This is a genomic window from Micromonospora sp. Utrum1, from assembly GCF_057197805.1.
Genome location: NZ_CM170071.1, coordinates 899,645 through 912,822 on the forward strand (window position 1 = coordinate 899,645; position 13,178 = coordinate 912,822).

Genomic DNA, 13,178 nt, shown 5'->3' on the forward strand with positions numbered 1-13,178 from the left:
TCCTATGACCCACCCGTACCAGGTGCCCCAACCGCCGAAGCGGCGGACGCTGCGAACCGTGTTGATCGTCGTCGGCGTGGTCGTCGTGCTGTGCTGCGGTGGCGCCGGCATCGGCGGCTTCTTCCTGTACAAGGGGGCCAAGGGCGCGGCGGCTCCGGCGCGGCAGGCCGCCGAGTCGTTCGTGAGCCACCTGGAGGCCGGCGATGCGGACGCAGCGTACGGGCAGTTGTGCAGCGACACGCGCGGCACATACACGAGGGACGCGTTCGTCCAGGGCGTCGCCAAGCAGCCGAAGATCCGCGGCCATAAGGTCAACGCTGTCAACGCGAGGAGCTTCAACGACCGCGGGGTGGCGATGGTGTACATGACCCTGACGCTGGACAGCGGCTCTACCGACCAGCACATATTCGCGCTGATGAAGGAGGATGGCGCCTGGAAGGTGTGCGGCCAGCCGTACTGAGCCCGCATGCACCGGGCAGCCTGAAACCGCTGCTCCATCACACTCAACTCCATCAACGCGCGGCGGCGCGTCACCCAGGTCCTGATACCGAGTTGTCACGCAGGTCCCGAGACCGGACATCGTGAGGATGGCCTGTCTGTGAGAAGTTTCTGTACGAGATCAAGGCGGCCCGCTTCGCAGGCCGCTCGCGCCGCCGAACCTGGGCCGGGCCGATGGCCCGCCGCCGCGCCTCTGGCCTTCGGCCGCCAGCGCGTCGGTGATAGCCCGCCGGCGGCGCGGGCATACGAAGAAGCCCCGGGCCGCCATGATCGATGGCAGTTCCGGGGCTTCAGTTTGGTCGAGACACAGGCAGTGCCTCCGGCGGGGTCCTCGGGCACTCCGGGATGGTTGGCGCCATCCCGACAACCTCCGTCCGGGCAGAGCCGAGCGGATGGGGCCTGCCCGGTCAAGGTCGTTCAGACGGTGGTGTGCTCCACCTTGACCGAGCAGGCTCCACCCACTCCACAGGGTGCGGACGAAGGCCGACGGGATGGCTGAGAGGCTGAGATGGGGTAACCGGGCCGGCGAGATAGGGGAGGCCGGTGCACGAAGCCCTGCCGGGTTTACTGTTAGTGCTCGCCGACAGTCGGATCGTCGTGGGTCTGCATTTCGCGCAGCGCCTCGTCGGCGGCGATGACTTCCTGGTACCACTGTCGGTGCACCTTATACGTGCGGTCGAGCTCAAACTTGTGGTAGAGCCCGGTCGGCTTGCCGAACCAGAAGTCGCGCGGGAGACGCTGCACCTCGCTGCGGCCCACGACGAGGATCGCGCGGTCGGTGACGACGAACGTCTCGGCCGGCACCGTGAAGATCCCCGAACCGGTCACCGTGATGAAGCCCGTCTGGATCTGCTCGCCGGGCTCCAAATGCGGCGCCGCCCGCGTGGCGATCAGCTTGACCCGTCGTTCCTTGTAACCCACGGCTTCCTCCCATACCACACCCGCGTCCGGGCGGCCTGATCTCAGGACAGGGCGCATTGGGGATCAGACTTTATCACTGTCGCCCGCTCCAGCCGATTACTGCCTATCCCGTCATATCCGTACCTTGGGAAGACCCGGCCGGCGGCTCCAAGTCGCTTGCCACCCGCCGGCCTCGTCCGAGAGGCCCATGTAGCTGCGGTGTGTGGACGAAGGCCGATGGGACTGGCTCCGAGCTGCGGGGCAAATGGACGGCAAGCGATGGGCTGTCAAGATCATCGGGCACAGCCAGGGCACAACTGGCACCGACAAGGGCTGTCAACCGCTGTCAGGCAGCGGAAGAGTTCACCCAGGTCGGGCCGCCGATCCACCCCAAAGCAGATGATCCTCATGCCGGAAGAGAGATTAGTACGTGAAGTCTGACCAGACGGCATGGAAGGCCGGTGGGTCGCGGGAGTCGGTCGCGAGGCTGCGACGAGCAAGATCATGCCGTTCCAGGCCGTCGAACGAGAGCCGGCAGCGACCATCGTTGACCATCCATGCCAGGTGTAGCAGCAGCTCAAGGGAGCAGTCGTCCGATTTGATCGACTAAGCCCTTGCCCTAGATCAATACCGCTGGAAGTAGGAGTCAGCCCTTGATCGAGTAGCGCCTGGCCCCGGAGAACCGCGCAGCTATAGACAGTTGCCGTTCGAAAGAAGGCCAACCGTCCGCTGGGCGCCGGCACCTCCGGGCACCGACTCCACGTAGCCGACCACGCACGCCGTGCCGAACTGTGCCGCGTACAACAGAGAGCCGACCGGAGCGGGGTCAACTTCCCGGGCCAATCGCGCGGCGACCGCCGACGCCCCGGTTCGCCCCAGCCAGAGCCGCGCCGTGCTGACGTCCTGTTCAGTAGGCGGATGCGATGGCGGCCGGCGCGCGCACGTAAGGTCGTTGGACGAGGTGCACCAGCCAGCATGAGAAGCGGCGGTACGTACGGACCCGGCTACGTCCTCGGCCCGCTGGCGTTGTTCGTCGGAGATGAGGGCTCGACGGCTACTGTCTTGGGCGAGGTTGCCGCAGAACGCGCCGCGGTGCGCGTCCGCCCCAAAGATCGGACATCCGATCTTGCCGTCCTGCTGAGCGTTCGGAGCTACCGCGGCATCGCGGTGGCTCCACCACAGGCCACCAGCGGCAGCTATCAGCAACATCATGACCACGGCAGATGTCAGGAGCGGTAGACGAAGACGCTTGACGACATGCCGTTCACCCCGAGCCCTCGATGCGGGTAGGCCCATACCGTCATTCACGGTATGGATGGTGACACGTACCCGCCGTCCAGGCGAGGCGGGCGTCGAAGATCATCCGGTACAGATCCACTACAACTGAGAGCAACCAGCGACGACAGACGTTGGCAAGCTTCGGCAGGCTCCGTCCTGGTGGCAGCGTCGGTCGGTCTGATTGATGATGTTCTCTCGCTACCGTGGGTGTAAGGGGTTCAAATCCCCTCAGCTCCACCCAGTTCAAGGCCGTTTCCCCCGTGTGGGAGACGGCCTTTTTGCGATCTTGTACTGCAGTGGAGTACAGCGGTCGTCGACCGCAGGGGCGATGGGGCTGCCGCGAGCTAATCCGGCAGCGGTGTGGGGTGCATCGTGAGGTAGATCAGCCCCTGCTCCTCGTGAACTGTGCAGCTCAGTTCGTAGGGCTCGGCAGCGCCGATGCGGAAGAGGAGGGTGACTCGATCCTGCACGAATCTCTCTGAGCCGGTGGGCTCGCCGAAGATGCCGGTGATCTCTTGCTGGTCCAGTCCTGCCCGTAGGGGGAGCCGGAGTGCGTCGATCATGCTCTGAGTCGTTGGCTCGGGCAGGGCGACGAGGTCGATCGCTACCGAACGCGTTACCTCGGGAGCCGACTCAAGACGAAGCCACTCCGTGAAGCCCGACGCCTCCCCGACCCAACAACGCTCCAGGTACTCCCAGCTGCGAAGCTGCTCAAGGTGCTCCGCCGCTACGAAGTGGGCGAGGCGAAGCCGACCGAAGGCGTCATGCGGGATCCCCAACGGCTCCACCCTGACACTCCTTGAGTTGATCGAGATCGGGCGACAGTACAGCAGCTCACAGGAACTGGTCGCCGAGCCGGGTGAGGGCCGTCTCGGTCGCCTCGGAGGCGATCTGGGCGTAGATGTTCATGGTCACGGCGATCTGGCTGTGCCGGAGGATCCGCATCATGACCCGGGGGTGGACGTCGAGAACCACCAGCAGGGTGGCGCAGGTGCGCCGGGTGCTGTGCACGGAGATCTCCCGGACGCCCGCCTTGCCTCGATGCTCACGAGGTCGAGGAAGCTCGAACGACCCCGAAGGAGCAGGCCTGGTGCTGTCAGCATGGCACGATCAATTCCACTTGAACCCGGCAAGTAGCTGCTTGAACTGTTTCAGGGTGAAGCCGTGGCTCTCGGGCGGTATAAGCGACAGGGAATAGGTGACCTGCCCGGCCTCCCACCAGACCGTCCAAGAGCCTGGTGCGCCGTAGGTAGTGATGATGCCTTGCCGTGAGCCGATCGGGACCGTGGCGACAGTGGCGGGCCGGTGCACCCTGGCTATCGGCTGCGCGCCGAGGTCCAGCATTGCGCCGTCCGGGTCGCGGAAGTTTTGGAACCAACCGCCCGGCGGTGGCCCGGTCGCCACCCCCGCCGGGCTGACCCGCCGTTCGCCGGGGCTCAGGTCCCTTCCCCCAGGCTTCCACCGCTTGTCCGCGAGGACGTCCGGCACATCCCGCTCAAAGTAGGTCGGATGCAGCCGGGTGGTGGCGGCGTCGCGCAGGACTCTGTCACCAAGGGGTTTCTGCAGCGACACGAAAGCCGGCGCGGCGTAACTGCTGGTGGCGCATGATTCTTCTTCTGCTCGCGAAATGCTCGAAGTCACCGAGATGACCACCTGGGTGTCGTCCTGATAGGTGATCGTGGCCTTTGGTCGCGTGGGCTCTCCGCGCACCACACTGGCTATGCAGGTGGCCACGGTGATCGAGGTGTCGTCGCGAGCAACGATCGCTGAGACCCATGGCAGCACGACGGGTCCATCCGGCATCGGGCTTCGGCTTACCTGCTGCGGTGCCGCCGACGCGGCCGATGTCGCCTCTTGCGGAGGCTCGGCTGCGGCGTCTCGCTGACCTGTTCCGCAGGCACCACACAGCATCGAGACGAGCACGGCCGCGGTGATGCGCGCAACCTCGCGCGCGCGAATGATCACCACAGCAGCCTGCCACGAAGCTGAAGCTCGCCGCCGGCCCTCACTGTGCATCACCTGGGCCGTCTCCTCGATCATGTGGATCACCACGAAGCGCAGGTTCTGGTCGATCAGATCCGTCCGCGCGAGCCGCGCGCCGGGGCCGCTGCCGGCCACAAATTCTCGGAGATCGCAATCTGCTCGCCCTAGACGATCTATTCCAAGGGATACGGGGACAGCGCACACAGACGAGGGCGTCCATGATCGACGTTGCTGAGCAACGATGACCATGGAGGCCACGTGCACGTCGATCGGGACACCCTCGCCACCGCACTGTACGTGAAGATCGACGACGAGTTGAAGTCGTCACCCCAGCTCAACCGATGGAGACCCGCGGTCGGGATCGCCCCGAAGATCACCGACGCCGAACTGATCACCCTCGCGGTGCTGCAAGCCCTGCTCGGCTACCACAAGGAAGCGCGCTGGATCCGTCACGCTCGCGCGAGCCTGACCCACCTGTTCCCCTACATCCCGAAGCAGCCCGGGTACAACAAGCGGCTACGGACACTCGGCGCGCAGATCACCCACCTCATCCGGGTCCTGGCCCTGGACACCGACCTGTGGCAGCACCCGGTCCGCATCGCCGATTCCACCCCGGTGGAATGCGGACGCTCCCGCGACACCGTCACCCGCTCCGACCTGGCCGGCTGGGCCAGTTACGGCTACTGCGCCTCGCATTCGCGCCGCTTCTGGGGACTGCATCTACACCTGATCACCACCGTGCACGGACTGCCGGTGGCATTCGCCCTGGCCACCGCCAAGACCGACGAACGTGAAACACTCATGGACCTGTTCGACCTGGACACCGGCCTGTTGACCCACCCCGACGGGCTGATCCTGATCGTGGACAAGGGCTACCGCGACGCCGCCACCGAGCGACAGCTGACCGATCGCGGCGTCACCATGATCCGCCCCGCCTACCGGACCGAGAAGCCACGCCCCGGACGGACGCTGCTACGCGCTCTGCGGCAGAACATCGAGTCCGTCAACCAGACCCTCAAAGGTCAACTCGACCTCGAACGCCACGGCGGGCGCACCGGCACTGGCGTACTCGTACGCGTCCTACAACGCATCCTCGCGATGACCGCCACGATCTGGCACAACTGGACCACCAGCCAACCCGTCATGCGCTCGCTCACCGCGTACGACCACTGACCCCTTGGAATAGATCGTCTAGTACGCCACGACGCTCGGCACCAACCCCACGGCGGTCGGCCGGATGGTGCGGATCAGGCCGCGTAGCCGGGGTCGGCGACGGTCTCGGCGATGCGGGTCAGCCAGTGCAGGTCGTTGGCTCGAGATTCCGGACTGGCCCCGGAGTCGAGGATGCTACGGAGAAACACGGCTGAGTCGTCGAGGTGCCGTTCGCTGCGGTAGTAGCTCAGCATGGTCCGATCCGGTTCGAGCGGCCCATAACCTCGACGGAAGAGTTCGGCGCGGTGCGCGTCGATGGGGTGGTCGCCGAAGTCCTGGCTGTGGACGAACATCAGGTCCCGCTCGCGCGGCGCGAGGATCGGCGCGTCCCAGTCCACCACGTGCAGTGGACCGTCGCCGTCAGCGATCAGGTTGCCGGGATGGATGTCGGCGTGACAGATGACGTGTCGACCCTGCGTCACGCGGGAGGCGAGTTCGTCGACCGTTTCCGACAGCCGGTGCAGCGCAGCGCCGTACCGGTCCCAGAAGGCGCCGAGCACCTCGCTCGCCGCGGCCTGCCCGCCAAGGGCTCGTAGCCGCTCGCCCGCGCTCGATCGACAGGTCTCGACCGGCAGGACCGCGGCGATGTCGGCGCTCGGCGTGACCGCATGCAGCCGACCCAGGAACTCGCCGTACTCGATCCACTGGCGGTCGGTGAGGCCGCGGCCCCACAAGCTGCCGCCGTCGTGAAACGGGTAGAGCAGCAGCTGGTAGTCCCCGAACCCGCGACTGGCTCCGCCGTCCGGCAGGTCGATCGGCGCTACGACCTGCCCGACGCCTTGCGCTCGGAGAAAGCCGGGTAGCAGGACGGCCGCCCGGGTGAACTCGCCGCGGCGCATCTTCAGGAAGTAGCGCTCGCCGTCGGAGGTATCCACCCGGTACGCCCACGCGTGCCCGTCGAGCCCGACCGGCATGAACACGAGATCGGCGACGTCCACGGCCCAGGCGGCGGCCACCTCAGCCGCCAGCAACCGCTCGTCGACGCCGGGCCTGTCGATCACGGCCGCAGCGTGGCAGCCGGCAGCCCGCCCGGCAAGGCGATTTCGCCAGCACCGAGCCTCGTACGCGACGCGCCCAGCTCATCCCGGAGGCGACCGGCGCTGGCTCCGGTGCCCGCGTCGACGTCGAATTAGCGACGGCCAGGGTTCGGATGCAGGGATGCGGCCCGGCGCCCTCCTCTTTCGGCGGACAACTCGTGGGAGCCGGCGCGGGCCGGTCGGCGCTGATAGTCAGCGGCCGGAAGCCGCGCTTTGGCCTATCCGCGTCAGAGGCCCCGACCCCCGTGGTACGACTGCCTGAAACCGGTGCGAAGCGGACAGGGGCCCGGGCGATAGATGACAATCGGTGGCTGGCGCGGGCTGTTGCAGGGCCGGGAGGGAGAACTGCTCCTCGACCTGGTCTTCGTCTTCGTGCTGACCCGGTTCTCACAGCGCCTGATCGAGGACTTCACCACGGACCGTCAGGTCGTCCTGCCCGAGGTCGGTCAGACGGTGCTCCTGCTGTTGGCGCTGTGGATGGTCTGGGTGCACGCGGCGTGGGTCACCAGCCGGGTCGAACTTCAACAACCGGTGACCCAGCTGTTGATCGTCTGGACCATGTTCGGCAGCATGATCATCGCGGTCACGCTGCCGCACGCGTTCGGCGCGCGAGGGCTGCTCTTCGCGGTCACGTACGTCGCCATCCAGACCGGCAAGCCGATCATCCTCCTGATGGCGCGCCGGGACGTCGGGCGGCACAGCCCGCTGCGACACCTGTGCTGGGCCTCCCTGTCCGCCGTGCCGTGGATCGCCGGAGCGGCGCTGTTCCCGCAGAGCCCGGCGCGCGGTGCGCTCTGGACCCTGGCGATCGCTCTGGACTACACGGCACTCGTGTCCGGCTGGCCCGTACCCGGGCTCGGTCGGACCGGAGCGGAGGACTGGCGAGTGGCAGGCGAGCACCTCGCGGAGCGCTACCAGCAGCTCATCGTCATCACGATCGGCGAGACGATCCTGCTCACCGGAGCGACGTTCGCCGACCAGTTCACGCCCGACCGGGTGGCCCCGGCCGTGTTGTCCTTCGCCACCGCGGTGCTGATGTGGCGGATCTACTTTCACCGGGCGGGGGCGGTGTTCGCCGCCGCCATCGAGGTCGCTCCCCGGCCGGACCGGCTCGGCAAGTCCGGCTACTACACCCAGTTGGTCATCGTCACGGGCGTTCTGGCCGCCGGCGTCGGCTACGCGCTCGTCATCCGAGAACCGCGCGGGCACCAGGATCCGCTCTGGCTCGCCGTCATCCTCGGCGGGCCCGCACTCTTCCTCGCCGGTCGCTCCCGCATGGAGTACGAGGTGTTCTCCCGGATCTCCCCGTCCCGGGTGATCGGGCTGGTCGCGCTCGCGGCCGTGACGCCGGCGCTGCTGCACCGCGCGCCGGTGCTCGCGGCCGCTGCCGCCACCGTCATCCTGGGCGGGGTGGCGGTGTGGGACGGGATGCGCGAGCGGCAGAACCCCGACGAGGCGCCCTCGCCACCGCCCTAGCCCGGTTCCGGCCCGACCGGCGACCGATCCGGGTCAGCGCGAAGACCAGGACGAGGTCGAAGAAGATCTCGAAGGTGGTGGCTCGATGCGATTCCGCCACCGGCACCGGCCGGGACCGGGGCACCTCAGCCGGTGAAGTCGTCCCGCGCGTCCCGGGCGTCCTGCTGGACGTGCTCACCGGGCCGCTTGCCCCGGATCTCGTCCTGGCGTCGCACCTCATCCGCCTCGGACCGTTCGTCCCGGTTCATGTTGCCCAGCCGCGCCCGGGCCGGGCCGGCCAGGTCCTCGAGGTCGTCCTTCGCCCGTTCGACGCTCATGCCGCCTCCCGTGTCGTCGTGGCGCCGTCGCGCCCCTCCGGCAGGGCGTCCCCGGCCCTCGAGGACTGAAACCCGAGCTGGTCCACGGCCGGCGGAAGTAGACGGGGGCCGGTCCCGACCGGGACCGGCCCCCGTGCGAGGGCGTCGCGGGTCAGGGCTTCCAGGAGCCCGCGGTACGCAGCTGGTGCTGGTACTCCAGCGTGCCGTTCTTGTTCTTCACGTCGAAGATGAGCTGGCCGCTGCGCTTGCTGCCGTTGGGCAGGTTGTTGCCCGAGCCCATCAGCTTGCCGCAGCCGGAGAAGGCGCCGCCGACGCCGCTCTCCTCGCTGCCGTCGGAGCCCACCCACTTGAAGAAGAACGGGTTGATCGAGCCGGTGCCCTTGGTGACCTCGGCGGTCACGTCGGCGATCAGGTACGTACCGTTCTTCGGATCCGGCATGAACTCCTGGCAGGCCTTGTCCTTCGTCCGGAAGTTGCCGACCGTGATCTCGACGGTGCCGTCGTCGTCGTTGACGATGAGCTTGTCGCCGGACGGCATGTTGAAGGTCTCGCCGTCGGTGCGGCCCGGCTCCGGCGTCGCCGAGGTGCCGCCGGTCGGGGTGTCGTCGGCCGGGTTGCTGTAGGTGACCCCCGGGGTGGGCAGGTTGTCGATCGCGTCCTTGGTCTTCTCCGCCCCGCGGTAGATGGCGAAGATGCCGCCGCCGCAGCAGAGCAGCAGCATCACCGCCACCACGATGCCGACGGTGATCCAGACGTTCTTGTTGGACTTCCTGGCCGGCGGCCCGAACTGCCCGGGCGCGGGCGGGTACGGCCCGGTCTGCGGGTACGCCCCACCCGGCGGCGGCGGGTACTGCCCGGCCGGCGGAGGGAACGCCGCCCCCGTCGGCGGGTACTGCGGCTGCGGCGGGTACGTGGCTCCCGAGGCGGGCGGCGGCGCGTACGGCGACTCCGGGGCCGGCGGGTATCCGCCACCCGGGACCGGCGGCGGCGGGTACGGGGCACCCGAGGTCGGCGGCTGCGGCGCCCCCGAGACCGGCGGCTGCGGCGCGTACGGGCTGCCGGACACCGGCGGCATCGGCGCGGTGGGGAACGCCTGGGTCGGCGGTTCCGGCGGCTGCTGGTTCGGGTCCTGCGGTCCGAACGGAGGCTGAGGGTGGCTCACCGTACTCCTTGGGCACCTTCGGGATCGTCGGTCGGCACGACGGTACAAGCCGGTGGCAACGCGGCCGTCAGGCCCTCATCGTGGCTGCCAGAACGGCGGCGGTGCGCACCAGACCGACGTCCACAGCGAACCGACCGGCTATCGACGGCGGCGGATCGGGCACCGGGGCGGCGGCGAGCCGGGACGGCGCGATCCGGGCGGTGAACGTGCCCGTGTCGGGGTCGAGCGCGACCCGGGCGTCGGAGAAGTCCAGCCCCCGACGAGCGGGCGCCAGACCTTGTAGACGGTCTCCTTGGCGCTGAACAGCACGATCGGCCAGGCCACCCCGCCGGGCAGCCGGGCCAGGTCCGCCTCCTCCTCGGGCAGGCAGACCTTCCGGCGTACCCCTGGGGTCAGTTCCCGGTGGCGCTCGGCGTCCATGCCCACCGAGCGGATCTCGACGGCGCGGCGCCGGCCACCGCCACGGCGACCTCGGGCGGCAGAAGCTCACGCATGACGGGGAAACGTACCGCAGTCATGTAACGCCGGAGCGTTCACGAACGCTGTTGGGTCGTTGCGGGGGCGGCACTGTCCACAAGCACAAGTCCACCGATGAGAGGAACGGCCGATGACGCCTGGTGCGAAGGCGTCGGAATCACGATCGGGCGAACACGCCCCCGTGACCCCCGACTGGACCTGTGGTTCCTGCGGTGACGACTGGCCCTGCGCCACCAAACGTCGGCAACTGCTGGACGAGTACCAGGTGGACCGTGCCTCGTTGAGCGTCTATCTCGGCTCCTGCCTGGCCGCCGCCAGCCAGGACCTGCACGCCGCCCCGGTCTCCTCGCTCCAGGACCGGTTCATCGGCTGGGTGCCGCGCGGCCCGCGTACCTTCTGACCCGCGCGCCCGGTGGCCGCCGCGTCGGGTTCGCGGGCGGCCACCGGTCGCGGGCTCAGGGGCGGCGGGGCCGTCGGGTGAGCGCGAAGCCCACCACGCCCGCCACGGCGGCGAGCACGCCGCCCACGCTGGTCCACACCCAGCGCGAGCCGGGTTCCGGGAGCCACGCGGTGAGGCTGGCCTCCTCCTCGGCGACCGGCTCGGGTGCCGGCTCGGCGGTGAGCACGGTGCCGGCCGTGGTGTTCGGCACGAGCGGCGCCTTCAGCTCTCCGTCGTCGCCGGATGCGCTGCCCTCGGCGTCCGCGCCGACCAGCAGGTCCACCTCGACCGGCAGGCCCAGGTCGGCCTCGGGCAGGTCGGTCACCGAGAGCCGGAGGTAGTAGGTGCCGGGCAGCGGGTCGCCGGACCACGGCTCCGCCCAGGGCCGGACCCGGCGCAGCGTGCAGCCGAGGGCGACACTGGTCGCGGCCGCCGCCACGGTCGGGGTCTGCGCGCCGGCCGTGCACGCCTGGCGGCGGCGCAGCCCGTCGAAGACGTCGACGGTCCAGGTGGACGCGCCGGTGCGCGGCTTGGCAAAGGAGACCGTGGCGGTGACCTCGTGGACCTGGCCGGCCTCGGCGCGGAACGACCAGTAGAGGTGGTCGCCGGTCGAGGCGCCCACCCGGACCGGCTGGCCGGAGGTGATGGTGGTGGCGGTCAGGAACGACGTGCCGGCCTTGGTGACGGTGGTCGCCCCGGGGGACGGGGTCGGCGCCGCGGCGGCGGCCGCCGGGGTGAGGGTCAGTCCGACGGCGGCCAGCGCCGCCGCGGAGCGGATCAGCGTACGCATCCTCAGTTCTCCCTCCAGGTGGCCACCCACCAGCGGGTGAGCAGCCCGGCGACCAGCCCGGTGACCAGCCCGGCCAGGGTGAGCAGGAGCAGCAGCGCCCAGCCGCGGCCCAGGTCCGGCCCGTCCGGCGCGGGGGACGCCGCGACCACGTCCACGGTCAGCTCCACCGGCATGCCCGGGGTGACCTGGGTGCCGGGGCGCGGCGCGAACGAGTTGCTGACCACCAGGCACACGGTCCGGGCCGGCTGCACCCCGCTGGGGCTCGGCGCCGGGCTCGCCTCCTCGGCGGCCGACCAGCGCAGCCCGGCCGACACCACGTCGGTACGCCCGCTGCCGGCGTCGACGCCCCGGACGAGTTCCCGCCCGTCCGGTGCGGTGGCCCGCAGCAGCACGCCGTAGTCCGGGTTCACCGGCCGGTCCAGCGCGACGCTCACCGAGGCGCGCAGCTCCTGCCCGGGGCGGACCGGCACCCGGTACCAGCGGTGCTCGGCGAACGCCTCCCGGTCGGTGTAGACGCCGGGGGCGAGCAGCGGCGCGTCGTCGCACCCGGCGGACCCGCCCACCACTGTCGGCGTGGCGGTGTACGTGTCCCGGGCCCGGTCCACCAACTGCTTGATCCGCCCGGTCAGCTCGTCGGCGCTCTGCGCCGCCGTGTAGGTGCCGCCGGTCGCCCCGGCGATGCAGAGCAACTGCCGGCGGACCTTCTCGTCCGGGGCCAGGCCGAGCGTGTCGACGACCAGCCGGGTGCCCTGGGCGGCCAGCTCACGGGCTACCTCGCACGGGTCCGGCGGGGCGCAGGTGTCCTCGCCGTCGGTGATCAGCACGATCCGGCGGGCGGTGCTGCCGGTGCCCAGGTCCTGCGCGGCGGAGCGCAGCGCCAGCCCCACCGGGGTGAAACCGGTTGGGCGCAGTGTGGCGACGGCGGCTTTGGCCTGCGTACGGTCCACCGGGCCGACCGGCACGATCTGCTGGGTGTCCAGGCAGCCCTGCTTCTTGTCCTTGCCCCGGTAGGTGGCGCCGAGCACCCGGATGCCGAGCTGGGTCTCGTCTGGCAGCGCGTCGACCACCTCGTTGAACGCCTGCTGAGCGACGGAGATCCGGCTGCGCCCGTCGATGTCCCGGGCCCGCATCGAGCCGCTGACGTCCAGGACCAGCTCGACCTTGGGCGGCTCGGCGGGGGGTTCGGCGGTCTCGCCGCCGGCCGCGGCGGGCGGCGGACCGATCAGCGCGGTCGTTGCCAGCAGTCCGAGAAGGACGACTGTCGACCGTCTCTTGTTGATCACGGGGCGAAAGTGTAGTGACATCCACTTAGGAAGATCATCGGGGTCGACCGATCAAGAGCGATCGATGCGATCGGCGGCATGATCAGGAGTTGCGTGGCGGCCTGCGGCCGCGTCGGCGAATGGTAAGGAATTCTTGATGTTTCCGCAGGGTGACCCACCGTATAGGTGCCCGATGTAAACCTTTTGTGGGGTGGCGCATTCGTCGGAAATCTGACCGGGGTCGACCCGTTGTGCCACTGCCGCACTGTGGTTAAGCTCTGTCTTGCGCGCCCCAATCGCCCGCTTCCCCCGTGGCAGGCGATCGGGGCGCGCTTTTTTGTGCCCCG

General features: G+C 69.3%; 12 protein-coding genes and 2 pseudogenes. 4 read left to right on the forward strand and 10 right to left on the reverse strand.

Features of this window, described 5'->3' with window-relative positions:
- Window positions 1-4 precede the first annotated feature (4 nt).
- Entirely contained in the window at window positions 5-460 is a 456-nt protein-coding gene (locus tag AC0OLQ_RS04580) for an Rv0361 family membrane protein (protein WP_484530310.1), read from the forward strand.
- 608 nt (window positions 461-1,068) lie between these two features.
- Here AC0OLQ_RS04580 and AC0OLQ_RS04585 read toward each other — a convergent pair.
- The 4 genes and pseudogenes from AC0OLQ_RS04585 to AC0OLQ_RS04600 form a co-directional block, all read right to left on the reverse strand.
- Window positions 1,069-1,419 carry a hypothetical protein gene (locus AC0OLQ_RS04585; RefSeq protein WP_484530311.1) on the reverse strand — a complete coding sequence of 117 codons (351 nt, stop codon included), beginning with the start codon at window positions 1,417-1,419 and terminating at the stop codon, window positions 1,069-1,071.
- 1,601 nt (window positions 1,420-3,020) lie between these two features.
- Entirely contained in the window at window positions 3,021-3,464 is a 444-nt protein-coding gene (locus tag AC0OLQ_RS04590; RefSeq protein WP_484530312.1) for a hypothetical protein, read from the reverse strand.
- Between the two features lie 46 nt (window positions 3,465-3,510).
- A pseudogene (locus AC0OLQ_RS04595) lies at window positions 3,511-3,702 on the reverse strand (site-specific integrase); the annotation flags it as partial.
- An 84-nt stretch (window positions 3,703-3,786) separates the two neighbouring features.
- Window positions 3,787-4,794: a hypothetical protein gene (locus tag AC0OLQ_RS04600; protein WP_484530313.1), complete on the reverse strand. Its 1,008-nt coding sequence runs from the start codon at window positions 4,792-4,794 to the stop codon at window positions 3,787-3,789.
- A 123-nt stretch (window positions 4,795-4,917) separates the two neighbouring features.
- Between AC0OLQ_RS04600 and AC0OLQ_RS04605 the strand changes: the two genes are divergently transcribed.
- The gene (locus AC0OLQ_RS04605; protein WP_484530314.1) at window positions 4,918-5,832 is read left to right on the forward strand and encodes an IS982 family transposase; all 915 of its coding nucleotides are present in this window, start codon (window positions 4,918-4,920) and stop codon (window positions 5,830-5,832) included.
- A 74-nt stretch (window positions 5,833-5,906) separates the two neighbouring features.
- Here AC0OLQ_RS04605 and AC0OLQ_RS04610 read toward each other — a convergent pair whose 3' ends face one another.
- The gene (locus AC0OLQ_RS04610) at window positions 5,907-6,842 is read right to left on the reverse strand and encodes a phosphotransferase enzyme family protein (RefSeq protein WP_484530315.1); all 936 of its coding nucleotides are present in this window, start codon (window positions 6,840-6,842) and stop codon (window positions 5,907-5,909) included.
- 363 nt (window positions 6,843-7,205) lie between these two features.
- On the opposite strand from AC0OLQ_RS04610, the gene AC0OLQ_RS04615 reads away from it, so the two are divergent.
- The gene (locus AC0OLQ_RS04615) at window positions 7,206-8,384 is read left to right on the forward strand and encodes a low temperature requirement protein A (protein WP_484530316.1); all 1,179 of its coding nucleotides are present in this window, start codon (window positions 7,206-7,208) and stop codon (window positions 8,382-8,384) included.
- Window positions 8,385-8,509: 125 nt separating this feature from the next.
- Here the strand turns inward: AC0OLQ_RS04615 and AC0OLQ_RS04620 are convergent, their stop codons facing one another.
- From AC0OLQ_RS04620 to AC0OLQ_RS04630, 3 genes and pseudogenes are all read right to left on the reverse strand, one after another.
- Window positions 8,510-8,701, reverse strand: a complete 192-nt coding sequence (locus tag AC0OLQ_RS04620) for a general stress protein CsbD (protein WP_484530317.1) — start codon at window positions 8,699-8,701, stop codon at window positions 8,510-8,512.
- A 151-nt stretch (window positions 8,702-8,852) separates the two neighbouring features.
- The gene (locus tag AC0OLQ_RS04625; RefSeq protein WP_484530318.1) at window positions 8,853-9,863 is read right to left on the reverse strand and encodes a DUF4352 domain-containing protein; all 1,011 of its coding nucleotides are present in this window, start codon (window positions 9,861-9,863) and stop codon (window positions 8,853-8,855) included.
- 67 nt (window positions 9,864-9,930) lie between these two features.
- Window positions 9,931-10,310 (reverse strand): annotated as a pseudogene (locus tag AC0OLQ_RS04630) (4'-phosphopantetheinyl transferase superfamily protein); the annotation flags it as partial.
- 211 nt (window positions 10,311-10,521) lie between these two features.
- Here AC0OLQ_RS04630 and AC0OLQ_RS04635 point away from each other — a divergent pair.
- Entirely contained in the window at window positions 10,522-10,740 is a 219-nt protein-coding gene (locus AC0OLQ_RS04635) for a hypothetical protein (protein WP_357334882.1), read from the forward strand.
- Between the two features lie 55 nt (window positions 10,741-10,795).
- Here the strand turns inward: AC0OLQ_RS04635 and AC0OLQ_RS04640 are convergent, their stop codons facing one another.
- Window positions 10,796-11,569, reverse strand: coding sequence for a peptidase (locus tag AC0OLQ_RS04640; protein WP_484530319.1), 774 nt, complete (start codon window positions 11,567-11,569; stop codon window positions 10,796-10,798).
- A gap of 2 nt (window positions 11,570-11,571) precedes the next feature.
- Window positions 11,572-12,852, reverse strand: coding sequence for a VWA domain-containing protein (locus AC0OLQ_RS04645; RefSeq protein WP_484530320.1), 1,281 nt, complete (start codon window positions 12,850-12,852; stop codon window positions 11,572-11,574).
- Window positions 12,853-13,178: the final 326 nt, after the last annotated feature.